Source organism: Streptomyces sp. NPDC054863 (genome assembly GCF_053610825.1).
Window position 1 is genome coordinate 1 of sequence record NZ_JBSGZD010000062.1, and the last position, 20,352, is coordinate 20,352.

The following is a 20,352-nucleotide window of genomic DNA, read 5'->3' on the forward strand; positions in this document are numbered from 1 at the left end:
GCCCAAGGAGGCGGGGGGGGCGGCGGCGTCAGCCGCCCAAGGGGGCTCGGAGGCTTGGGGGCGTCAGCCCAAGGGGGCTCGGGGGCTCGGGGGCAGGCAGTTAGGGGCGCGGGGAACTGCGCGGCCAGCCACGACGCACCCGCACGACGACGACCACCAGCAGCCGCAGCGGCAGCGGCAACGGCACCAGCAGCGGCAGCGGCAGCGGCAGCGGCAGCGGCAGCGGCAGCAAGACTCCCCCACTCCCCACTCACCGCTCAGGACTGAGAGACCGGCAACCCCGGCGGGTTGACCCGCGAGGCGGGGACCGCCTCGTTGGAGAGGTTCCACGCGGCGAGCCACTTCGCGTACTGGCCGTTCTCGATCAAATAGTTGATCGCCGCTGCGACCGGTTCGGCGAGCCCGCTGCCCTTCTTCGCGGTGGCCGCGATCAGCCCCTGGAGCTTCTCCCCCGCGCCGGAGAACCTGCCCGCGTTGCGCGTCGGGTTGGGGGTCTTCGCGGTCTGCGAGACGTGGTACGAGAGGGAGGGGTTGGGGCCGAAGTAGGCGTCGATCCTCCCACCGGCCAGCGCCAGGAACGTGGCGTTCAGGTCCTGGTAGTACTTGACGGTGAGCGGCTTGCCCTCCTTGGCCAGCTTCGCCTTCCAGTCCAGCAGGATCCTCTCCTGGTTGGTGCCTGCGCCGACCGCGACGGTCCGGCCCGCCAGGGACCTGTGGTCTCCGCCGAAGTTCCAGGTGCTCTTCTTCGGCACCTCGAAGGCGAGATTGTCCTGCCGGTAGGAGGCGAACTCGTACTTCTTCTTGCGCTCCTCGGTGTCGGTGACGTTGGAGAAGGCCACGTCGACCTTGCCGCTGTCGACCCCGACGAACATGTTCTCCCAGGTCGAGTTCTTCACCTCGACCTCAAGCCCGAGGACCGCGCCGACCAGCCTGGCGAGGTCGGGTTCGGCGCCGGTGAGGGTCTTCTGGTCCTCGCCCACGAACGACAGCGGCGGGGATCCGGCGGGGAGTGCGCCCACGCCGACCACCAGCCGGCCGCTCCCCGCGACCTTCGCGGGCAGCCCCGCGCTGATCGACTTCACCTCGGCCACCTTGAGCCCGGTCTCCTTGGCGGCACCGTTGGAGAGGGCGCCGACGGTGACCGTGCCGTCAGCGGCGCCGGCGGTCCTGGTGGCGGCGCCGCTGTCGCCGCCGCACGCGGTCAGGGAGAGGGCGAGGGAGGCGACGGCCGCGGAGGCGGTGACACCGCGCAGGAGTGTGCGGCGGAGGCGGAAACGAAGGGCGAGTGCGCTCATGGCGGTCCTTGTCGGGTGAGGGCGGGGCGGTGCGGGCGGTTCGACACCGGGGACGGAGTTCAGAGCACCCTGCTCAGGAAGTCCCGGGTCCGTGGATGCTCCGGGTGGTCCAACACCCGCTCGGGCGGCCCCTGTTCGACGATGCGGCCTTCGTCCATGAAGACCGCCCGGTCGGCGATCTCACGGGCGAAACCGATCTCGTGGGTGACGATGACGAGGGTGGTGCCGCTGCCCGCGAGGTCCTTGATGACCTCCAGGACCTCGCCGACCAGTTCGGGGTCGAGCGCGGAGGTCGGCTCGTCGAAGAGGATGACCCCGGGGCGCAGGGCGAGGGCGCGGGCGATGGCCACCCGCTGCTGCTGACCGCCGGAGAGCTGGCGCGGGTAGGCGTCGGCCTTGTCGGCGAGGCCGACGCGGGCGAGCAGGTCACGGGCCTGCTCCCTGGCCGCCCGCTTGGTCCGCCTGCCGGTCGCCACCGGGGCCGCGGCCACGTTGTCGAGCACGGTCAGGTGCGGGAAGAGGTTGAAGTTCTGGAAGACGAAACCGATGCGGCTGCGCTGGGCCAGGATGGCCCGTTCGCTCAGCTCCTTGAAGCGCGCGCCGTGCTTGCGCCCGCCGTACCTGCGTATGCCGTACCTGCGCCCGCCGTACCTGCGTACGCCGATCGGCTCACCGTTCAGGCTGACGTGACCGATCTCGGGCTTCTCCAGGTGGTTGATCACCCGCAGGAGGGTGGACTTGCCCGAACCCGAGGGGCCGAGCACGACCGTGACCTCTCCGGGCCGTACGGTCAACTCCACGCCGTCCAGGACCTGTTGGGGCCCGTACCACTTGTGCACGCCGTGCACCTGGAGTGCGGCGGGGCGTACGGCGAGTGTCTCGGTGCTCATGCCGTGGTCTCCCTCTTGGCACGGGCCCGCAGCGCGCCGAAGCTGCCCCGCACCTTCTGCAGCGGAGTGGGTGGCAGGGTGCGCAGGGCGCCGCGCGAGTAGTGCCGCTCGACGTAGAACTGGATGACGGACACGACGCTGGTGAGGATCAGGTACCAGGCGGTGGCGACGAGGAGCAGCGGCACGATGTCGCCGGGGTAGGTGCTGCCCATGCTCTGCACCGAGCCGAACAGGTCGAGCAGCGAGACGTAGAAGACCAGCGAGGTGGCCTTGACCAGGCCGATCAGCTGGTTGACGTAGTTCGGCACGAGGGAGCGCAGGGCCTGCGGGAAGACGATCCTCGCGAACTGGTAGCGCCTGGGGAGGCCGAGCGCGGAGGCAGCCTCGTGCTGCCCCTGGTCGACGGAGAGGAGCCCGCCGCGTACGACCTCGGAGGCGTATGCCGCTTCGCTGAGGCTCAGCCCGACGACCGCGACGGCCATGTCGGTGGCGAGGCGGGACTCGTCGAAGGTGAAGAAGGCCGGACCGAACGGCACACCCAGGCTCAACGTCTCGTACAGCGCACTGAAGTTGTAGAGGAACAGCAGCACCACGATCAGCGGCACCGACCGGAACAGCCAGGTGTAGAACCAGCTGACCGTCCGCAGCACCGGATTCGGCGAGAGCCTGGCCAGCGCGAGGAGCACGCCGCCCAGCAGCCCCAACACTGCGCTGTACGCGGCGACTTCAAGGGTGACGAGCAGACCGTCGAGGATCGTCGGGCGCAGGAACCAGTACTGGAACCGGTCCCACTGGTAGAAGGGGTTGGTCACCAGACCGTGGACGATCTGGGCGACCAGGACGAGCACGACGGCCGTGATGATCCAGCGGCCGGGCCGCCGGGGCGGAAGGACGCGTTGCGCCGCCGGAGGACTGTGCGGGACGGGGCGGGGTATCGCCTCGGCGGGCGGCGCCGAGCCGGAGGCCACAGCGATGCCCGGGGATTCACTCATGCAGAGCTCCAGCGGATTCGGGTGCCCCGGCCGGACCGCGCAGGCCTGCGTACCCGTACGGCACCGATCAGGTACGCATCGGGGGTACGCGGCGACAGGCGCGGGGACGCGGAAGGCGGTCCGAAGGGGGGAGAGGGGAACGCCCCGCGAAAGCGGTGGGCGTCAGAGGCTCAGAGCACCGGCGGCCGTGACGGAAGAGCCGTCAGGCCTGGCGGCAAGTCCCCGTACACAGCGCACTGTTGACGCGCAGCAGGTCGACGGTTCGGTCCGCGCACAGCAGGACGCGACCGCGGGAGCGCCAGGCGGTCGTCCCCTCGGCTGCGTCCATCGCGTTCACCGTCACCATTCCGCCCCGTGGGGCTCACGTCTGCCGAACCGTGCCTGCCGGACGTGGTCCACGTCCGGTCTGCGCCGAAGTTATGCAGGCACCGAAGGGAATGTCAACGCCGGTGCACACCAGGGGAGATGCCCCGCGATGCACCCCGGACGGCGCCCTGGGGCGCCCGCACTTGGGTCCGCCGTGCGATTGCGGTGCACGGCGAAGCGTGCACGAGTTCACGAACCTGTCACGTACCGGCCCGGCCGGGGCCTCGCACCGCCGGGACCCTCACCCGGCCGCACCCCTCAGAGGCGCGCGTCCAGGAAGTCCTTGAACCCGGTACGGTCCATGGCTCCGGCCTCCGCCACCGCCTCCCCGTTCTTGATCAGCACAAAGGTGGGGGCGCCGGTGACGCCGAACCTCTTCGTCGGCCCCGGGCACCGGGTCATGTCCGCCCTGACGACCGTCAGCCGGCCCTCGTAGTCACCGGCCACCTCCCCCACGACCACGTCCATTTCCTTGCACGCCTTGACGGCCTTGGGCCAGGTCCCGCAGAAGTACGCGAGCACAGGTCCGGCCGCCCTCGCGAGAATGAAGTCGAACTCGTCGCTCTCCAACGGTTGATGAACCCTGCTCGCCACCGGCACTCCTCCGTACTGAATGTTCACTGAATGTTCCTGGTGCACCGAATGTACCGAGGGGCCGGCAGCGTGGGGCGCTCCGGGTGCTGCCCCATGCGGCGCTCATGGCATGGGGCAGGGTGTGGGGCAGCAGTTGCCGCGGTGGTGCGCACCCCACGAAAGTAGGCAGTGTCCGTCGCCGAAAGTGCGCAGACCGCCGCCTGCACCGGTGCCTATGTTGGCGGACATGAATGACGCGATCGTCCACGCAGTCGAAGGCTTCGTCGCCACCCCTTGGGTGTACCTCGTGCTCTTCGGCATCGCCGCCCTCGACGGCTTCTTCCCCGTGGTCCCGAGCGAGACCCTGGTCATCACGCTGGGGGTGTTCGCCGCCTCGTCCTCGTCGGGCGAGCCGCAGTTGCTCCTGGTGATCCTGGTCGCCGCGCTCGGGGCGTTCACCGGTGACCACCTCTCGTACGCGATAGGCCGCAGGTCGGGCGGACGGATCTTCGCGCGGCTGCGGCCCGGCAGCCGCACCCGCAAGGCGTACGACCGGGTGGGCAGGCTCCTGGCGGAGCGCGGCGGGCTCGTCCTGGTGGTGGCCCGGTACATTCCGGGCGGGCGCACAGCCGCCACACTCACCACCGGCGCCACCGGCTTCCCGCGCCGTTCCTTCACCCGTTACGACGCGATCGCCGCGTCCACCTGGGCGGTCTACTCGGCCTGCCTCGGTCACCTCGGCGGCGCCGCCTTCGAGGACGAGCCGCTGCTCGGGGTCGCGCTGGGTCTCGGCCTGGCGTTCTCGATCACCCTGCTGCACGAGGGGGTCCGGTACGTCCGACGGCGCCGGGCACCGGAGGGCGCCCGCAGTGGTGCGGCCGTCACCGGGGCGGCGGAGCAGCGGGAGAAGCACCCCTGCGGTGCCTAGCCCGGATTCCGGGCTTGCAGTTGCCGCAGCGGCAGCTCCTACTGTCCTGATCAGGGCCGGAGGGACCGGCCCCGTGAAGTACTCGTACGGGAGAGGGGACGGCGATGGCCTGGCCGATCGCGGAGGTCGCCCGGATGTCCGGGGTGACCGCACGGACGCTGCGGCACTACGACGAGATCGGTCTGCTGCCGCCCGCGTGGATCGGCGGCAACGGTCACCGCTACTACGAGGAGGGCGAACTGCTGCGGCTGCAGCAGATCCTCGTACTGCGGGGGCTGGGGCTCGGACTGCCCGAGATCGGCAGGGTCCTGGCCGCGCGGGTCGACGAGGTGGAGGCCCTGCGGAGCCACCACCGTCGGCTGGTCGAGGAGCGCGACCGGCTCGACGCCCTGGCCGCCACCGTCTCCCGCACGATCACCGAACTGGAACATTCCAGGAAGGACGGTGGGTCCATGACCGCCATCAACCGGCCGGAGAACCTCTTCGAGGGGATCAGGCCCGCCCAGTACGGGGAGAACCTGCGGGACTTCCCCCAGCTGGCCGAAGGGGTCCAGCGGCACACGGCGACGATGAGCGAGGAGGAGATCGAGGCCGGGCACCGGGACCGTACGGCACGGATGATCAGGCTGGCCGAGCTGCTGGCCGCCGGAGAGAGCGCCGACTCCGAGTCCGTGCAGGCGGAGATCGACGCCCAGTACCGGGCGCTGACCGCAATCCGCGGCGCGGTGTCCGCCGCGGAGTACCGGGCGATCGGGCGTGCCTGCGTGGAGAACGAACAGTGGCGGGCGGCGTACGAGGCGATCGCGCCGGGCCTCGCCGCGTACCAGCGGGACGCCATCGAGGCGTACGACCCCGGTGGGCAGCGGAACGGCCGCTGACGCCTGGGGCATCGAGGGAGCCGTGAGCCTCAGCCCGTACGGAGGATCCGGAAGTGACCGGGTTCCGCCGGATCCCGGTCGACGACCTGGAGGGGCGCCCCGGTCCACTGCCACACGTCGACTCCCGGCGTACGGGAGAACCGGATCCTCCCGCGGGAGCCCTCGACCGCCACGCACGGCCAGGCTTCGGCGATGCGTGCCCGGTCGGTGCCGTGGGAGCGCAGCACGTCGGCGAGGACGGTGACCGTGTCGTAGCCCTCGAAGGCGACGAAGGAGGGCGCTTCGGCCAGCCGGTCGCGGAGCGCCTTCTCGACTCGTACGCCCAGCGGGCCGAGTTGCTCGGGAAGGTAGCGCAGGAACGGGATCGCGGCGCCGTCCTCGCCCAGCAGCTCCGCCCACTCGGTGAACTCCGGCTGCCCGGCCGGAGCACCGATCAGGATGTCGGCGAGACGCCGGTCGCGGCGGACGGACCTGACGATCGGCACCGCCGGTTCCGGGTGGCCGGTCAGCAGGAGGAGGGCGGTCGCACGGCTGTCGGCGAGTGCGTCGCACAGTGCCTCGGGGGTGAGTGCCTGCGCGTCGAGTTCGAGGACGGTGCCGCCGTGTGCGGCGAGGCGGTCCCGCAGGATGCGGGTCCCGGACGCCCAGTAGACGCTCGACTGGGCCGCTACGGCTGTGTGGCCGTGGCCCGAGCCGATGAGGAAGTCCGCGTAGAACTGCCAGCCCCGCGACTGCGGGGGAGCCAGGCGCGCAACCCTTCCCCAAGCTCTCGGCTTCGTTCGAGCAGGGGAGACCCCACCGGTCGGCTGCTCGGTGAGCGCGTCGAGGACCGCCGACGAGCAGAGGAACGGCAGGCCGAGTGCGTCGGCCCTGGCGGCAGCGGCGCGAGCGACGACGCTGTGGTACTCCCCCACCACGGCGGCCACCCCCAGGCCGGCCAGTTCGTCCACGGCCACCGCGGCCCGCCGCGGATCGGCCGCGGTGTCCCGGACCACCAGCTCAAGCGGCCGTCCGGCGATCCCACCGGCGTCGTTGACCTCGCACGCGGCCACCTCAAGCCCGGCGAGCAGGTGTTGGCCCGCCCCGACCCAGCCGGGCCGGGTCAGCGGTGCGAGAGCGCCGATCCGGACGGAGTCGTTCGTCTCGTCGGACCGTGGCGGATGCACTGGGGTGACCATGCCGGCCATTGCATCCGCCACCGTCGCCGACGGGCAACCGAATTCTTGTCGCTGGTTCTTTTTGCTGGTTCTACCCGGCCGCTCAGACCAGTTCGCCCGCGCGGGCCACGACCCGTCCCGCGTGCACGACCATGTCCCGCTGCGGCATGTCCACCACGACCTGCGGGGTGCACTCGGCGCGCAGCAGCATGAAGTCGGCCGGGTCGCCGGGCTTGAAGCCGGCCCTGGCCAGGCCCATCACGTCGGCGCCGCCGTGGGAGCCCACGGTGAAGCAGTCGTTGAGCTCCTGGTCGAGGCGGACGTCGGTGACCCAACCGAGGATGTGCGTACGGTGCAGCATGTCGGCGTTGCCGAAGGGGCTCCACGAGTCGCGCACGCCGTCCGAGCCGAGGCCGACCCGCACCCCGTGCTCGTGCAGCTTCGCGAGGGGGAGCACGAGGGACTCGTTGGGCGCCACCGTCGTCAGGGCGATGTCCAGTTCGCCGAGGTCGGCGGCCATGGTGTCGAGGTCTCCGGCCGACATCTTCGTCAGGCAGAAGACGTGGCTGACCGTCACCTTGCCGCGCAGGGACAGGGCCCGGGTGCGCTCGATGATGCCGCGCAGCACCTTGACGCCCTTGTCGTCCCGGTCGTGCAGGTGGATGTCGACGCCGACGCCGTACCGGTCGGCGAGCCGGAAGACGAGGTCCAGCTGCTCGTCGAGGGCGTGGTCGAAGCTGATCGGGTCGATGCCGCCGATCATGTCGACGAGGCCGCTGCGCGCGGCGTCCTCCAGGAGCTTCGCGGTGCCCGGCGTACGGACCACTCCGTGCTGCGGGAAGCCCACTATCTGTACGTCCAGGGCGTGCGCGAGCTTCTCGCGCGCCTCGGCGACGCCTTCGAGGCCCTTCAGGCCGTAGGCGGGGGCGACGTCGGCGTGGGCGCGCATGGCGCGGGTGCCGCGCGTCACGGCGTGGGCCATCAGCCCGTACGCCCGCTCCCCCACCGAGCGGCGCTCGCTGCGGAACACCTCGACATCCTGGGCGCAGTACTCCGCGATCCCGCTGGCGGGCTTCCGGGACAGCCAGTCGCCGCCCCAGGTGGTCTTGTCGGGGTGGATGTGAGCGTCCACGAGGGTGGGCAGCGCGAGCCGTCCGCCGCCGTCGACGATCCGGGCGCGCCGGGGCGCGGGGCGGTCGCTGACGCGGCCGTCGACCACCGTCAGGTCGACGGCCTTCTTCGCACCGAAGGGCCGTACGTCGCGGAAGACCACGGTCTCGCGGGGGCGGCGGTCGTGGCCCCCCGTCTCGGCGGCGGACGCGGTGGGGGTGAAGGCGGCGGTGCCCGCGAGGGACGCGGCTCCGGCGAGGACGCCGCGACGGGAGAGGGGAGGGGGAACCATGGGGATCTCCTTGAGTGCGCTGTCGTGGGGCCGGTCGCACTTTTGTATACCAAGAGCCAGGAGGGGACAAGATCCGTCGCTGATCCTGGCGAAGGAGACGGGGAAGTACAGGGTTTATGGCGACCCAGAGATCCCTCGGCTAGGGATTGGTATACAACTCATCGCCGAAGAGGGAACGCAGCGCCACCGCCCGGCTGTCCCGCACATGCAGGAACGTGGCAGCCGCCGCCGACTCCTCGTCGCCGGCCGCGATGTGCCGGAGCATCTCCGCGTGCTGGGCCCGCATGTGCGCGGGCTCCTCGCGCATCCCGAACAGCAACTGGAGCTGCCAGCTCAGCTGTTCCATCGTGCGGACCAGCAGCGGATTTCCGGCCAGCGCCACGATCTCGTCGTGGAACGCCGTGTGCGCGGCCACCTCGCGCTCGCCCTCGCCGAGTGCGGCCGCACGCTCCGCGCCTTCCAGCAGCCCGCGCAGCTCCGTCACGCCCCGCGGCTCCCCCGCACCCCTCGGCTCCCCCGCGCCCCTCGGCTCCCCCGCGACGGCGGCCACCCGGCGGGCGGCCAGCCGTGACGCCTGGACGGCGAGCGGTTCCCACACCTCGTAAAGGTGGCGTACGTCGTCCCGCTCCAGCCTGCGCACCCGGACCCCGCTGTGCGGCAGCAGTTCGAGGAGGCCTTCGGCGACCAGGGCGCGCAGGGCCTCGCGCACGGGCACGCGGGACATCCGCAGCTCCTCGGCGACCTCGCGCTCCACCAGGCGCGAGCCCATGGGGTAGCGCCGGTCGACGATCCGCTGCCGCACCGCGTCACGGGCCTGCGCGCTCAGCGAGGGACGGGGTACGGCGGATCCGTCTGCCGCCGACCGCTCCGCCTCGCCCGATTTGCCGCCTGCCACCTGGACCGTCCTCCGCTCGCCGTGTCCCGGCGAGGATACGCGGGCCGCCCGGACCCTGCGGAGTCAGTCCTTGCGACCGGTGACCGCCACCGTGACGCCGAGGCCGACCATCGCGAGGCCGCCCGCTCCGCCGACCATCGACAGCCGCCGCGGCGAGCCCGCGAACCAGTTGCGCGATGGTCTTGGGGTTGGCCGCGAAGGCCGGCAACCGGTCGGTGGACACCATGCGCTCCATGGAACACACCGACCGGCCGCCTTCGCAGCCCTTTGTTCCGGTTGTCCCCGCATGTGGACCGCTCCGGGCACCGCAGGCGTCACGCGGGTACCACAGGCGTCACGCCAGCGGGTTGGCCACGGTGCCGTTGGGGCGCAGTGCGTGGCGCAGCGCCCGGTCGACGTAGCGGGTGATGACGAGCCGGTCGGTGTTGAAGGGGTAGCGGGGGAACTCGTCGGCGAGCATGTCGAACTCGGCGAAGCGCTCGGCCTTCTCCGGGAAGCGTGCGTGGTACGCGAGCACCGCCTTCCGCACGAGACCCCAGAACTCTCCCTCCTGCACCCCGAGTTGGTCCTCCATCAGCGGTGCCAGATAGCGGAAGTGACCGAAGAGCAACTGGTCGATGACGTGCTGGCGGATGACTTCGGGCTTCTTGCGGGGCAGTACGTGGTCGTAGCCGTCGGGCTCGGGGCCGCGTTCGGGGACGGGGGTGTGGGTGACGGAGACGTCGTCCACGAAGTCCTTGAGGAACAGCCGGCGCGGGACGTCGTCGGCGTCGAAACCGATGAGGGTGTTCTGGCCGTGCGGGTTGAAGGTGATGCCGTACGTGTACATCACGTGCAGCACCGGATCCAGGACCGTCGCGAAGAGCCGGGACAGCCACTCCTGCGGCGACAGGCCCGACGCGCGGGCGAGTTCGGCGGCGAAGGCGGTGCCGTGCTCGTCGACGTGCAGGAGCGAGGCGAAGGTACGGACCCGCTCGCCCTCGTCCTGCCGGGAGGACACCGACTGGCGCCAGATGCAGCCGAGAGCCTCCAGATGCTGGTACGGCATGTCCGGCACGCGGTCGAGGTAGGGGTGGCGGACGGTGACGGAGGCGATCTCGCCGAGGAAGACGGTGCGCAGCTCGTCGCGGAGCACCGGGTCCCGGTCGAGGAGTCCGGTCAGCCACTGGGTGGCGACGGGGGCGCCCTGGGTGCAGTGCGGCGGGATGCCGCGCCAGATGAGGGTGTTGACGATCTTCAGGGGGAGCTTGACGTCGTAGCGGTCGCGGCGTGCCAGGTTGGTCATGGTGCGTACGGACTGCTGCGGCAGGTAGCCGTCGTCGGACTCGCCGAGCGGGACGATGCGGTTCTGCGCGACCTCGCCCGCGTACAGGACCTGCACGGCGTGGTCCCACTGCCAGGGGTGGACGGGCATCCAGACGTACGCGTCCGGGTCGCCGCCGACGGCTTCGACGCGGGCCCGGAACGCGTCGATGGTATCGGCGTCCAACTCATGTGCGATGACGCCCTGTTCGCTGAGTTCGGAGGTGCCGCGGAACTCGGCGAGGCCGCGGTGCACGGCTATCCACTGGAGCGGCACGAGCTGCTGGGACTCCGGGGCGTACGCGCGCACGTCGGCGGCGGAGAAGCCGATGCGGCCCTTGTTGGCGGCCAGGGTGGGGTGCCCGGTCATGTGGCACTCCAGCTCGGCGTGGCCCAGCTCGCGCAGTTCGGCGGCGGTGGCGCCGCCGTGCTCGATGCGGGCGGCGTCGACGGCGAGCGTGGACGACAGTTCGGTGAGGTAGAGGCCGAGGGTGGCGGCGTCGGTGCCGATGGTGTCGGCGCAGTCGACGAGGAACTGCTGGACGTCCCAGGCGGGCGTCTCTATCTCGTTGCCGAGCAGTCCTGCCGCGCCCCGGGTGACGGAGTCCTTGTCCGCGCGCCAGGAGCCGAGGGCGCCCTGGGTGGCGGCGAAGACGTAGCCGACGCCGCTGTCGAGGTCGACGCGGTAGCGGTCCTCGCCCAGCTCCACCGGTTTGATCAGGTCCTCGAAGGCGAACTCGGAGAGTGTTTTGGCGAGCAGCCGGCGGTTGGCCTCGCGCCAGGACTCGGGGGAGACGTTGGCGAGCGGGGGGACGGGGTGGTCGCGCCTCATGGGGACGGGTGCCTTTCGTTGGAGGGCGGTGGAGGGCTTGGGTCCCGGGCTGCGCCCGGTGCACGGACTGCGTCCGCGCGTCCTCAAACGCCGGACGGGCTGAGGCTGATTCGCTCGCGGATCATCAGCGCGGCACGCTTGCCCGGCAGGTCCACCTCTCGGACCTTGCGGAACCCTGCGCGTTCGAAGGCCCGTACCGACCGTTCGTTGCGGATGTCGGGCTCGGCGACCACCCGTTCCGCGTAGAGCTGTGTCGCCAGCTGCCAGTCGCTCACGGCCCGCAGCAGCCGGGCGCCGAGGCCGCGCCCGCGGAAGGAGGACGGGCCGAGCAGCAGGTGGACGCCCGCGTCGCGCGCCCTGGCCGTGTAGTGGGCGGCGAGCGGGTCGAGGTCGGCGCGGTAGAGCTCCCAGTAGCTCATCGGCACGCCGTCCAGGCAGCCCAGGTAGGGGGTGGAGTGCACGCTGACGCACTGCTCGCGCAGATACGCCTCGATCTGCGGCTCGGGCCGGTCCAGCGCCCAGTAGCGGGCCACTTCGGGGTCGCACATCCAGGCGTGGATCTGTGCCACGTCGGCGGCGGGGTCGACGGCCCGGAGGGAAAAGACCCCTTCGTCGAGTGCGGCGAGCGCCGCGAGCGGCAGGTGCTCGACATGGTGGATCGTCATGTGTGGTCTTCCTTAAGGGGGTTGATGAGGTCGATGTAGACAAGGGGGTTGATGAGGTCGATGTAGACCGACTGCGATGCGAGGGGCCCCGACAGCTCGTCCATGCCGCGCACCCGGGTCAGCAGGTTGGCCTTGCAGCGGAGGGTGGGGGCGGTGCGCAGGGTGGTGGCAAGGCGGAGCCGGTCGCCGTGTTCGGCGGCGAGCTTGTCGAGCACTCCGGCCGCCCTGCGCAGCAGGTCGTGTTCGTCGGCGAGGCCCTCGGAGCCGAGTGCGCCGACCATGCCGAGCAGGTTGTTGACGCCGACGTAGTAGGCGAGCCGCTCGTCGACAACCTCGTCGTCGACGTACGTTCCGAGGTCGCGTCCGATGCCGGGCACCCAGGTGTGGAGCGCGTCGCTGCGGGTGGGCGAGAAGTAGTAGCCCTGGTTGTCGCGGTACCGGCCGCCGACGGGCCAGCCGTCCTCGTCGAGGACGACGAGGGTGTTCTGCTGGTGCGCTTCGAGACCGAGTCCGTACGTCGCGTACAGCCACAGCACCGGTACGACGACGGCGTCGAGGTAGCGGGCGAACCATTCCCCGGCCGTCGCGGAGACACTCCTGCCGGTGTGGTCGGCGAGGTGACGGATCAGCACGGCGAGCTGCGAGGAGCCGTCGAGGTCCGGCCGCGGGGAGACGAGTCCCGCCGCGCACTGGGCGGTCGGTCCGCCGGTACGGAAGGGGTTGTCGCGCAGGATGACGTCGAGGCCCGTCGGTTCGCCGTCCGGGCCGTCGACGGCGAGCCAGGCCGGGTCGCGGACGATGTCGAACCCGGGGTGCGCGGCACGCAGCGCCTCGCCGAGCCCCGCGGTCAGCAGCCGGTCCACGGCCGCACCGCGTGCCAGCTCGATCCGCTGGTTCTCGCGGCGGGAGTTGGTGATGCGCAGCCCGAGCGAGAACTTGAGCATGACGGGCGCGTCGGCCCGGTAGACGGTGCGTACGGAAGAGGTCGGTGACCAGGCGGGGCCTTCCGCTCCGGCCGGACCGCCAGGACCCAGGTCGTGCAGGAGTCCGGTGTCGAGGAGGGCCCGCACGGCGGGGCGGGACAGGACGTCCCTGGCCTGCCAGGGGTGGGCGGGGACGAGGACGGTCCCGGGCGGGGCCTCGATCCCTTCGGCGAGTTCCGCGATCGCCTCCTGTGCACTACGTCCGTCGAGCGCGGAGTCGGCGCTGATCACGGACGGGTCGGCGGCGAACCAGTGCAGCGCGAAGGAGCCGCGCAACTCCGGGGAGTAGGCGAGAAGTTCGGCATCGGTGAGGCCCTCGCGGCTCTTGGGCGTCGGGTGCAGGGGGTGGCCGCAGATCAGGGCCTGTTCGGCGGCCAGGAAGGGGGTGGTGCCGGCCGGGTCCTGCGGGGCGAGCCGCCGTTCGCGGACGAAATCGGTGACGCGCCGGGTCGAGTCGCTGACCCGGCCGGTGAGGTCGGCGACCGCTGCCGGATCACCGACGGCGGTTTCCACGGCGATCAGGGCCGCGAGGGCAGGGGCGGCCAGCGGGCGGGCCGCGCCGCCCTCCGTGGGCGAACCGATCAGGCGGGCCTGCCCGAAGCGGTGCCAGCCGACTGCCGACCAGTACAGGACGGGCACCTCGACGGTGACACCCGCGGGCGCCAACTCCAGTACACCGTCGGCCGGTTCGGCCACCCCCGTCTCCCGTACCCAACAGCGGAGCAGGTTCTCGGTGGCTGCGGCATCGGCCACCGAGGCGGCTGCGGTGCCGGTGGTGCTGGGAGCGGGGGCAACAGGGGCAGCGGCTGTGCGGACGCTCTTCGGGCGGTGCGACACGGAGACCGCGCCGGCCGTCCCCGTACCCGAACCCGCCTGCGCACCCGAGCCCGCGCCCGCACCCGCACCTGACAACCCGTCAAGTCCGAACGAAGTGAATGCCGTACGGGCAGGAAGCGGATACGCGCCGCCCTCGGTGAGGGAGTTGAGGATGACGGCGGAGCGCCACGCGGCGAGTCCCAGGTCCGGGGCGCCGACTCCGTGCGTGTGCCGTTCCGCGTTCTGTACGAACACCGACCCGCCGATCCCCCCTTCACCGTCGAGTACGAGCCGCTGCCTTGCGTCGACCTCGGGGCGTCCGGCCCCGTCGCGCACCAGGCGCGGGAGCAGCGGTGCGAGCAGTCCGTCGACGGAGCGTTCGGCGTATCCGGTGGCGGCGACGACGGCATCGGTGACCAGTCGTGTACCGGCCTCCTGCTGGGCGTGGACGAGGTCCAACTCGATGCGTCCGCCGACCTGTCGGGCCGAGCGGACGGTGACGCCCGGGGTGAGCAGGACGTCGGGCCAGCCTCCGGCGAGGGTACGCCGGTAGAGCTCGTCGTGGATCTCGCCGAGCGTCTCGGCGCTCACTCCCTTGTGCAACTGCCACTGTTTGGGCAGCAGCCGGTCGCGGGCGGGTTCGGAGAGCCCGTGGAAGTACCGCGTGTAGTCGGGGGTGAACTGCTCCAGGCCGAGCTTGCTGTACTCCATGGGGGCGAACGCGTCCGTGCGGGCCAGCCAGGTGAGTGCCTCGCGTCCCTCGGGGCGGTGGCGCAGCAGGTCGAGGAAGACCTCCGCGCCGGACTGGCCCGAGCCGACGACCGTGAGGTGTTCGGCGGCCAGCAGTTGTTCGCGGCGGTCGAGGTAGTCGGCGGAGTGCCAGACGGGCGCGGCCCCGTCGGCCACGAGTGCGCGCAACGGCTCCGGCACGCTCGGCACCGTACCGACGCCCAGGGCGAGGTGGCGGGCGAAGCAGCGACCGCCGCCCTGCACGCCGCCGGCCTCGTCGAGCCGGGTGAAGCCGACCTCGAAGGCCTGGCGCGCGGGGTCCCAGCGCACCGTGTCGACCTGGTGGCCGAACCGGCAGGACGGCAGGTTCGCGCTGACCCAGCGGCAGTACGCGTCGTACTCGGCCCGCTCGATGTGGAAGCGCTCGGCGAAGTAGAACGGGAAGAGCCGCTCGCGGGTCCTGACGTAGTTGAGGAACGTCCAGGGGCTCGTCGGGTCGACGAGGCTCACCAGGTCGGCCAGGAAGGGGACTTGGAGGGTGGCGCCCTCGATGAGCAGGCCCGGGTGCCAGTGGAATCCGGTGCGCTGCTCCAGGAAGGCGGTCCGCAGTCCGGGGACGCCGTCGGCGAGTGCGGCGAGGGACAGGTTGAACGGGCCGATGCCGACGCCGAGCAGGTCGAGGATCTCGTCCTCGCCCGGGAGGGGGTCCGGAGAGGGGCCGGCGAGGCGGTCGTGGGAGCTGTGGGGGTCAGGTGTGGGGGGCACGGGGCTCACAGGGACACTCCGGTTCGGTTCTGGACGGTCCGGTCGTGGGCTTCAGGGTCGTGGGCGTCACGGTCGGGGACCGTCTGGACAGGGGCCGTGGGGTCGAGGCCCGTGGGGTCAGGGGCGCTACGGTCGAAGGCCGTCCGGTCAGGGCCCGTGGGATCGGAGGCGCTACGGTCGGAGGCCGTCCGGTCAGGGCCCGTGGGATCAGAGGCCGTGGGGTCGAGGCCCGTGGGGTCAGGGGCGCTACGGTCGAAGGCCGTCCGGTCAGGGGCCGTGGGATCGGAGGCGCTACGGTCGGAGGCCGTCCGGTCAGGGCCCGTGGGGTCGGGGGCGCTACGGTCGGAAGCCGTCCGGTCAGAGGCCGTCCGGTCAAGGGCCTTACGGCTACGGCTGGTTCCGTTCCGGTCGGGGAGGTCGGCCGTCGATTCCACCGCCGTCGCCTCCACAACCGCCGCCTCCACCGCCGCCGCTTCGGCGACGAGTTTCAGCAGGCCTTCGAGGTCGGCGGCCTGCGTCTGCGGGTGCAGCAGCGTGACCTTGAGCCAGAGACGCGGTTTCCCGTCGCCGCCGCCCACGGCTCCGCCGTCCGCGTCGTCGCTGTCCACAGCCACCGCCCGGCCGAGCACGGCCCGCCCCTCTTCGAGGAGCCGCCGGCGTACCCCGGCGACCACCGCGTCCCCGGCCTCGCCGGGCAGCGCGTCGGCGGCGACCGGCCGGAAGAGCACGGTGCTGATGCCCGGGTCACCGGCCCGCAGCCGCAGCTCCGGGTGCGCCCGCACAGCGGCGGCGAAGCCCTCGGCCGTCTCGACGCAGTGCTCGACGAGTGCGCCGAGCCCTTCGCGTCCGAGCGCCCGCAGGGTGACCGCGATCTTGAGCGCGTCGGGCCGCCGCGACGTGCGGATGGACCGGCCGAGCAGATCGGGGAGCCCGGCCTCGGTGTCGTCGTCCGCGTTCAGGTAGTCGGCCCTGTGGGCGAGCGGCGACACGTCACGGGTGTCGGCGACCGCGAGCGCTCCGGCGGCCACCGGCTGCCAGCCCAGTTTGTGCAGGTCGAAGGTGACGGACACCGCCTGCTCGATCCCGGCCAGCCGGGGCGCGAGCCGCTCGCTGAACAGCAGCGGCCCGCCGTACGCGGCGTCGACGTGCAGTTCCGCGCCGTGCCACCCCGCGACCTGCCCGATCTCGGGCAGCGGGTCGATCAGCCCCTCGTCGGTCGTCCCCGCGGTGGCGACGACCAGCAGCGGTACCCCTGCGTACTCGGCGAGCACCCGGTCGAGGGCGGCGGGCAGGATCCGGCCGTCCCGGCACTCGACCACCGCCGGGGTGGGCAGCCCCAGCATCCAGGCGGCCCGGCCCACGCTGTGGTGGGCGTTGGCACCGCACACGACCTGCACGGTGTACCCGCCCGCGGCGCGGGCCCGTTCCCTGGCGAGCAGCAGCGCGACCAGGTTGGACTCGGTGCCGCCGCTGGTGATCAGGGCGTCGGGCGCGGGGTGGGAGGGGTAGACGAGGCGGGCGAGTGAGTCGGTGACCCGGTCCTCGACGACCCCGGCCGCCGGGGCCTGGTCCCAGGAGTCCATGGAGGGGTTGAGGGCGGACGCCGCCAGGTCGGCGGCTGCCGCGACGGCGAGCGGCGGGCAGTGCAGATGGGCGACGCAGTACGGGTCCGCCGGATCCGCGGCGCCGCGCGCCACGGCCCGTACGACGGTACGCAACGCCTCCTCGGCACCCGTGCCGCGCTCCGGCAGTACGGGCGAGCAGGCGGCCCGCGCCGCGGCCGCGACGGCGGCGGGCCCACCGGCGGGGAGCGGCCCGCCGCGCAGGACGGCGCCCTGGGCGAGGGCGTCGAGAACGACACCGGTCAACTGCCGCAGAATCACGGGCCCTTGGGTTCCTCCGGCGACGGCGGCGGCGCGGGCGGCGGCGCCGTGGCGGATGCTGCGTCCCTGCCGGCCATCGGGGGCCCCGGCCCCACTCCCGTACCCGTTGTCCTCGTACTCGTACCCCTGCGGCGCGGTCACGAGGCACCCCCGGTGGGACGTGCCGTCGTGGTGCGCGTGGTCGTGGCGTGTGCGCCCCTGCCGCCCGGCACCAGGCTCAGGGCGGCCGTGCTCCGGGTCCGCTGGACCGTGTACAGGGCGTCGGCGATGCGTTCCACGACCGAGTCCGCCTCCGTGTCGGTGAGCACCAGTGGCGGCAGCAGACGCAGCACGCTGTCCTCGCGTCCGCCGAGTTCCAGCATCAGACCCTGCTCCAGGCAGGCGGCGCGCAGGGCGCGGGCGAAGAGGGGGTGGGCGGGGAGGGAGCCGATGCGGTCGGGGGCCCCTTCGGGGTCGACGAGCTCGACGCCGTTCATCAGTCCGCGTCCGCGTACTTCACCGAACTCGGCGTGATCCTGGGCCAGTTCGAGCAGTCCGCGTCGGAGCCGCTCCCCCACTCGCGCGGCGCGTTCCGGCAGTTGTTCCTCGGCGACGGTACGCAGGGTGATGCGTCCTGCCGTCATGGCGAGGGTGTTGCCCCGGAAGGTTCCGGTGTGGTCGCCGGGCCGCCAGGTGTCCAGTTCGGGCCGGTACGCGAGGACGGCGAGCGGCAGTCCGCCGCCGACGGCCTTGGACATCACCAGGACGTCCGGGGTGACGCCGGCCCGTTCGCAGGCCCAGAAGTGCCCGGTCCTGCCGACGCCGGTCTGCACCTCGTCGACGATCAGCACGATGTCGTGGGCCTCGGTGATCCGGCGGACCTCGCGCAGCCACTCGTCGGGGCCCTCGACGACGCCGCCCTCGCCCTGGACGACTTCGAGGATCACGGCGGCGGGCAGGCCGACCCCGCTGCTGCCGTCGGTGATCAGATTCTCAAGGAGCCGGGCGGACAGCTCTCCCGACTGCGGCGCACCAACGCCGAACGGGCAGCGGTAGGCGTACGGGTACGGCACCCGCGTCACGGGCACCGCGTCCGCGCCCACCATGGAGCGCATCCGCGCGGGCCCGGACACGGCCGATGCGCCGAGCGTCATCCCGTGGTAGGCGCCGGTGAACGCGACGATGCCGCGCCGCCCGGTGGCGTGCTGCGCCAGTTTGAGCGCGGCCTCCACGGCGTCGGTGCCCGCGGGGCCGCAGAAGTGCAGCCGCGCGTCCTCGCGCAGCCCGCCGGGCAGCCGGGACATCAACTCCTCGCTGAAGGCGTCCTTCTGAGGGGTGATCATGTCGAGTGCGTGCAGCGGGACCCCGGACGCGAGGTCGGCCTGGAGCCCGGCGACGACCGCGGGGTGGTTGTGTCCGAGGGCGAGGGTGCCCGCCCCGGAGAGGCAGTCGAGGTAGGTGCGTCCGTCGGCGCCGGTGACGCGCGCGCCGACGGCGTGCACGGGGGCGACGGGAAGCGTTCTGGCGTACGTACGGGCGGACGACTCGCGGCGCTCCTGGCGGGAGACGAGCGCGTGGCGGAACTCGGACGAGAGCGGGGCGGATTCACCCTCGGCGCCCCCGCTGCCGGCGGAGGTGCCGCTGCCCGCGGATGCGCCGGCCGGGGTGCCGGCGGAAGCGCCGGCGGTGATGTCGGTCAGATCGACGGTCGTCATACGACGGTGCCTTTCGGTGCCGCGAACTCCTGGAACGCGATGGACTTCTCGACCGGGTAGACCTCGCGGCCCAGTACTTCGGCGAGGATGTAGGCGTTGCGGTAGGCGCCCATGCCGAGGTCGGGGCTGGTGAGGGAGTGGGTGTGCACACCGGCGTTCTGCAGGAAGATCCCGCGCCCGCCCGTGTCGATGCTGTAGTTGCGGGCGACGTCGAAGCGCCCCGCGCCGTCCAGACGTATCCGGTCCCTGACGGACTTCAGGAAGCCGGGGATCCGGTAGCGGTACCCGGTGGCCAGGACCAGTCCGTGGGTGCGCAGCGCGAACTCCTCGCCCTGCTCCTCCTGTCGGAGACCGAGCGTGTAGGTGGCGCTCTCGGCGTCATAACTCGCGCTGTGCAGTGCGGTGTTGGTGAACAGCCGGGTCGGTACGGGCCCCTTGACGTTCTTCTCGTACAGCAGGTCGAAGATCGCGTCGACGAGGTCGCCGTCGATGCCCTTGAAGAGGCTCTTCTGCTGCTTTTCGAGGCGGTAGCGGGTCGGTTCCGGCAGGGCGTGGAAGTAGTCGATGTACTCCGGGGAGGTCATCTCCAGGGTGAGCTTGGTGTATTCGAGCGGGAAGAAGCGCGGCGAGCGGGTGATCCAGTTGAGCCGGTAGCCGCGGCTGTCGATCTCGCCGAGCAGGTCGTAGTAGATCTCGGCGGCGCTCTGCCCGGAGCCGACGAGGGTGATCGACTCCTTCTCCTGGAGGGCCGCCTTGTGCTCCAGGTAGCGGGAGTTGTGGATGAGGTCCCCGCCGAGGCCTTCGCAGGACTCGGGCAGGTGCGGCGGTGTGCCGGTGCCGAGTACGAGGTGGCGGGCCCGGTAGCGGGTGCCTGCGGTGTCGCGTACGACGTACAGCTCGTCGCCGTGGTCGTACGTGACGTCCTCGACGGTCGTGGCGAACCGGACGCTGCGCAGCCGGGCAGCCGCCCAGCGGCAGTACTCGTTGTACTCCGTGCGCAGGGGGTAGAAGCTCTCACGGATGTAGAAGGAGTACAACCGCCCTGTTTCCTTGAGGTAGTTGACGAAGGAATAGGGCGAGGTCGGGTCGGCGAGGGTGACCAGGTCGGCCAGGAAGGGGGTCTGGAGGTGGGCCCCTTCGAGGAACATTCCGGAGTGCCAGTCGAAGCCCTGCTTGGACTCCAGGAAGAGGGCGTCGAGTTCCCCGATCGGCTCGCTCAGGCAGGCGAGGCCGAGGTTGAAGGGGCCGAGCCCGATGCCGATGAGGCCGTACACCCGGCCGGGGCCCTCGGGGCCCTCGGGCGGTGC

Annotated in this window: 17 protein-coding genes and 2 pseudogenes; 2 read left to right on the forward strand and 17 right to left on the reverse strand. The window is 71.8% G+C overall.

Features of this window, described 5'->3' with window-relative positions; genetic code table 11:
• Nucleotides 1-100 precede the first annotated feature (100 nt).
• The 6 genes from ACWGIG_RS14460 to ACWGIG_RS14485 form a co-directional block, all read right to left on the reverse strand.
• Entirely contained in the window at nt 101-232 is a 132-nt protein-coding gene (locus ACWGIG_RS14460) for a hypothetical protein (protein WP_453321900.1), read from the reverse strand.
• Between the two features lie 25 nt (nt 233-257).
• A complete protein-coding gene (locus tag ACWGIG_RS14465; protein WP_453321901.1) occupies nt 258-1,295 on the reverse strand; it encodes an ABC transporter substrate-binding protein in 1,038 nt (345 codons plus the stop codon).
• 59 nt (nt 1,296-1,354) lie between these two features.
• Nucleotides 1,355-2,185 carry an amino acid ABC transporter ATP-binding protein gene (locus tag ACWGIG_RS14470; RefSeq protein WP_453321902.1) on the reverse strand — a complete coding sequence of 277 codons (831 nt, stop codon included), beginning with the start codon at nt 2,183-2,185 and terminating at the stop codon, nt 1,355-1,357.
• Nucleotides 2,182-3,177 (reverse strand): amino acid ABC transporter permease, encoded by a 996-nt coding sequence (locus ACWGIG_RS14475; RefSeq protein ID WP_453321903.1) that lies wholly within the window; start codon nt 3,175-3,177, stop codon nt 2,182-2,184. The genes ACWGIG_RS14470 and ACWGIG_RS14475 overlap by 4 nt, the downstream gene beginning before the upstream one ends.
• Before the next feature lie 202 nt (nt 3,178-3,379).
• Nucleotides 3,380-3,505 (reverse strand): hypothetical protein, encoded by a 126-nt coding sequence (locus tag ACWGIG_RS14480; RefSeq protein ID WP_453321904.1) that lies wholly within the window; start codon nt 3,503-3,505, stop codon nt 3,380-3,382.
• A 296-nt stretch (nt 3,506-3,801) separates the two neighbouring features.
• The gene (locus tag ACWGIG_RS14485) at nt 3,802-4,137 is read right to left on the reverse strand and encodes a thioredoxin family protein (protein ID WP_453321927.1); all 336 of its coding nucleotides are present in this window, start codon (nt 4,135-4,137) and stop codon (nt 3,802-3,804) included.
• A 226-nt stretch (nt 4,138-4,363) separates the two neighbouring features.
• On the opposite strand from ACWGIG_RS14485, the gene ACWGIG_RS14490 reads away from it, so the two are divergent.
• A complete protein-coding gene (locus ACWGIG_RS14490) occupies nt 4,364-5,044 on the forward strand; it encodes a DedA family protein (protein ID WP_453321905.1) in 681 nt (226 codons plus the stop codon).
• A 104-nt stretch (nt 5,045-5,148) separates the two neighbouring features.
• Nucleotides 5,149-5,922, forward strand: coding sequence for a MerR family transcriptional regulator (locus ACWGIG_RS14495; protein ID WP_453321906.1), 774 nt, complete (start codon nt 5,149-5,151; stop codon nt 5,920-5,922).
• Nucleotides 5,923-5,951: 29 nt separating this feature from the next.
• On the opposite strand, the gene ACWGIG_RS14500 is transcribed toward ACWGIG_RS14495, so the two are convergent.
• The 11 genes and pseudogenes from ACWGIG_RS14500 to ACWGIG_RS14550 all read right to left on the reverse strand — a co-directional run bounded on the left by ACWGIG_RS14500 (nt 5,952) and on the right by ACWGIG_RS14550 (nt 20,319).
• Complete coding sequence (locus ACWGIG_RS14500; protein ID WP_453321907.1) at nt 5,952-7,100, reverse strand: ABC transporter substrate-binding protein; 1,149 nt, start codon at nt 7,098-7,100, stop codon at nt 5,952-5,954.
• Between the two features lie 82 nt (nt 7,101-7,182).
• The gene (locus tag ACWGIG_RS14505) at nt 7,183-8,481 is read right to left on the reverse strand and encodes an amidohydrolase (protein ID WP_453321908.1); all 1,299 of its coding nucleotides are present in this window, start codon (nt 8,479-8,481) and stop codon (nt 7,183-7,185) included.
• 139 nt (nt 8,482-8,620) lie between these two features.
• A complete protein-coding gene (locus ACWGIG_RS14510; RefSeq protein ID WP_453321909.1) occupies nt 8,621-9,376 on the reverse strand; it encodes a GntR family transcriptional regulator in 756 nt (251 codons plus the stop codon).
• A gap of 63 nt (nt 9,377-9,439) precedes the next feature.
• Nucleotides 9,440-9,553: pseudogene (locus ACWGIG_RS14515) on the reverse strand (LysE family translocator); the annotation flags it as partial.
• 157 nt (nt 9,554-9,710) lie between these two features.
• Nucleotides 9,711-11,510, reverse strand: coding sequence for an IucA/IucC family protein (locus ACWGIG_RS14520; protein ID WP_453321910.1), 1,800 nt, complete (start codon nt 11,508-11,510; stop codon nt 9,711-9,713).
• An 83-nt stretch (nt 11,511-11,593) separates the two neighbouring features.
• A complete protein-coding gene (locus ACWGIG_RS14525) occupies nt 11,594-12,175 on the reverse strand; it encodes a GNAT family N-acetyltransferase (protein WP_453321911.1) in 582 nt (193 codons plus the stop codon).
• Nucleotides 12,172-13,995, reverse strand: coding sequence for an IucA/IucC family protein (locus ACWGIG_RS14530; RefSeq protein ID WP_453321928.1), 1,824 nt, complete (start codon nt 13,993-13,995; stop codon nt 12,172-12,174). The genes ACWGIG_RS14525 and ACWGIG_RS14530 overlap by 4 nt, the downstream gene beginning before the upstream one ends.
• 81 nt (nt 13,996-14,076) lie before the next feature.
• Nucleotides 14,077-15,387: pseudogene (locus ACWGIG_RS14535) on the reverse strand (lysine N(6)-hydroxylase/L-ornithine N(5)-oxygenase family protein); the annotation flags it as partial.
• A gap of 86 nt (nt 15,388-15,473) precedes the next feature.
• Nucleotides 15,474-17,492 (reverse strand): pyridoxal-dependent decarboxylase, encoded by a 2,019-nt coding sequence (locus tag ACWGIG_RS14540; protein WP_453321912.1) that lies wholly within the window; start codon nt 17,490-17,492, stop codon nt 15,474-15,476.
• Complete coding sequence (locus ACWGIG_RS14545; RefSeq protein ID WP_453321913.1) at nt 17,489-19,045, reverse strand: diaminobutyrate--2-oxoglutarate transaminase family protein; 1,557 nt, start codon at nt 19,043-19,045, stop codon at nt 17,489-17,491. Before ACWGIG_RS14545 ends, ACWGIG_RS14540 begins: the two co-directional genes overlap by 4 nt.
• Nucleotides 19,042-20,319, reverse strand: a complete 1,278-nt coding sequence (locus ACWGIG_RS14550; RefSeq protein ID WP_453321929.1) for a lysine N(6)-hydroxylase/L-ornithine N(5)-oxygenase family protein — start codon at nt 20,317-20,319, stop codon at nt 19,042-19,044. The genes ACWGIG_RS14545 and ACWGIG_RS14550 overlap by 4 nt, the downstream gene beginning before the upstream one ends.
• Nucleotides 20,320-20,352: the final 33 nt, after the last annotated feature.

What these genes read in the sequence shown, in the direction of transcription:
- ACWGIG_RS14465 (WP_453321901.1), bottom strand. Translation starts at nt 1,295, where the DNA reads ATGAGCGCACTCGCCCTTCGTTTCCGCCTCCGCCGCACACTCCTGCGC.
- ACWGIG_RS14470 (WP_453321902.1), bottom strand. Translation starts at nt 2,185, where the DNA reads ATGAGCACCGAGACACTCGCCGTACGCCCCGCCGCACTCCAGGTGCAC.
- ACWGIG_RS14475 (WP_453321903.1), bottom strand. Translation starts at nt 3,177, where the DNA reads ATGAGTGAATCCCCGGGCATCGCTGTGGCCTCCGGCTCGGCGCCGCCC.
- ACWGIG_RS14480 (WP_453321904.1), bottom strand. Translation starts at nt 3,505, where the DNA reads ATGGACGCAGCCGAGGGGACGACCGCCTGGCGCTCCCGCGGTCGCGTC.
- ACWGIG_RS14490 (WP_453321905.1), top strand. Translation starts at nt 4,364, where the DNA reads ATGAATGACGCGATCGTCCACGCAGTCGAAGGCTTCGTCGCCACCCCT.
- ACWGIG_RS14495 (WP_453321906.1), top strand. Translation starts at nt 5,149, where the DNA reads ATGGCCTGGCCGATCGCGGAGGTCGCCCGGATGTCCGGGGTGACCGCA.
- ACWGIG_RS14500 (WP_453321907.1), bottom strand. Translation starts at nt 7,100, where the DNA reads ATGGTCACCCCAGTGCATCCGCCACGGTCCGACGAGACGAACGACTCC.
- ACWGIG_RS14505 (WP_453321908.1), bottom strand. Translation starts at nt 8,481, where the DNA reads ATGGTTCCCCCTCCCCTCTCCCGTCGCGGCGTCCTCGCCGGAGCCGCG.
- ACWGIG_RS14520 (WP_453321910.1), bottom strand. Translation starts at nt 11,510, where the DNA reads ATGAGGCGCGACCACCCCGTCCCCCCGCTCGCCAACGTCTCCCCCGAG.
- ACWGIG_RS14525 (WP_453321911.1), bottom strand. Translation starts at nt 12,175, where the DNA reads ATGACGATCCACCATGTCGAGCACCTGCCGCTCGCGGCGCTCGCCGCA.
- ACWGIG_RS14545 (WP_453321913.1), bottom strand. Translation starts at nt 19,045, where the DNA reads ATGACGACCGTCGATCTGACCGACATCACCGCCGGCGCTTCCGCCGGC.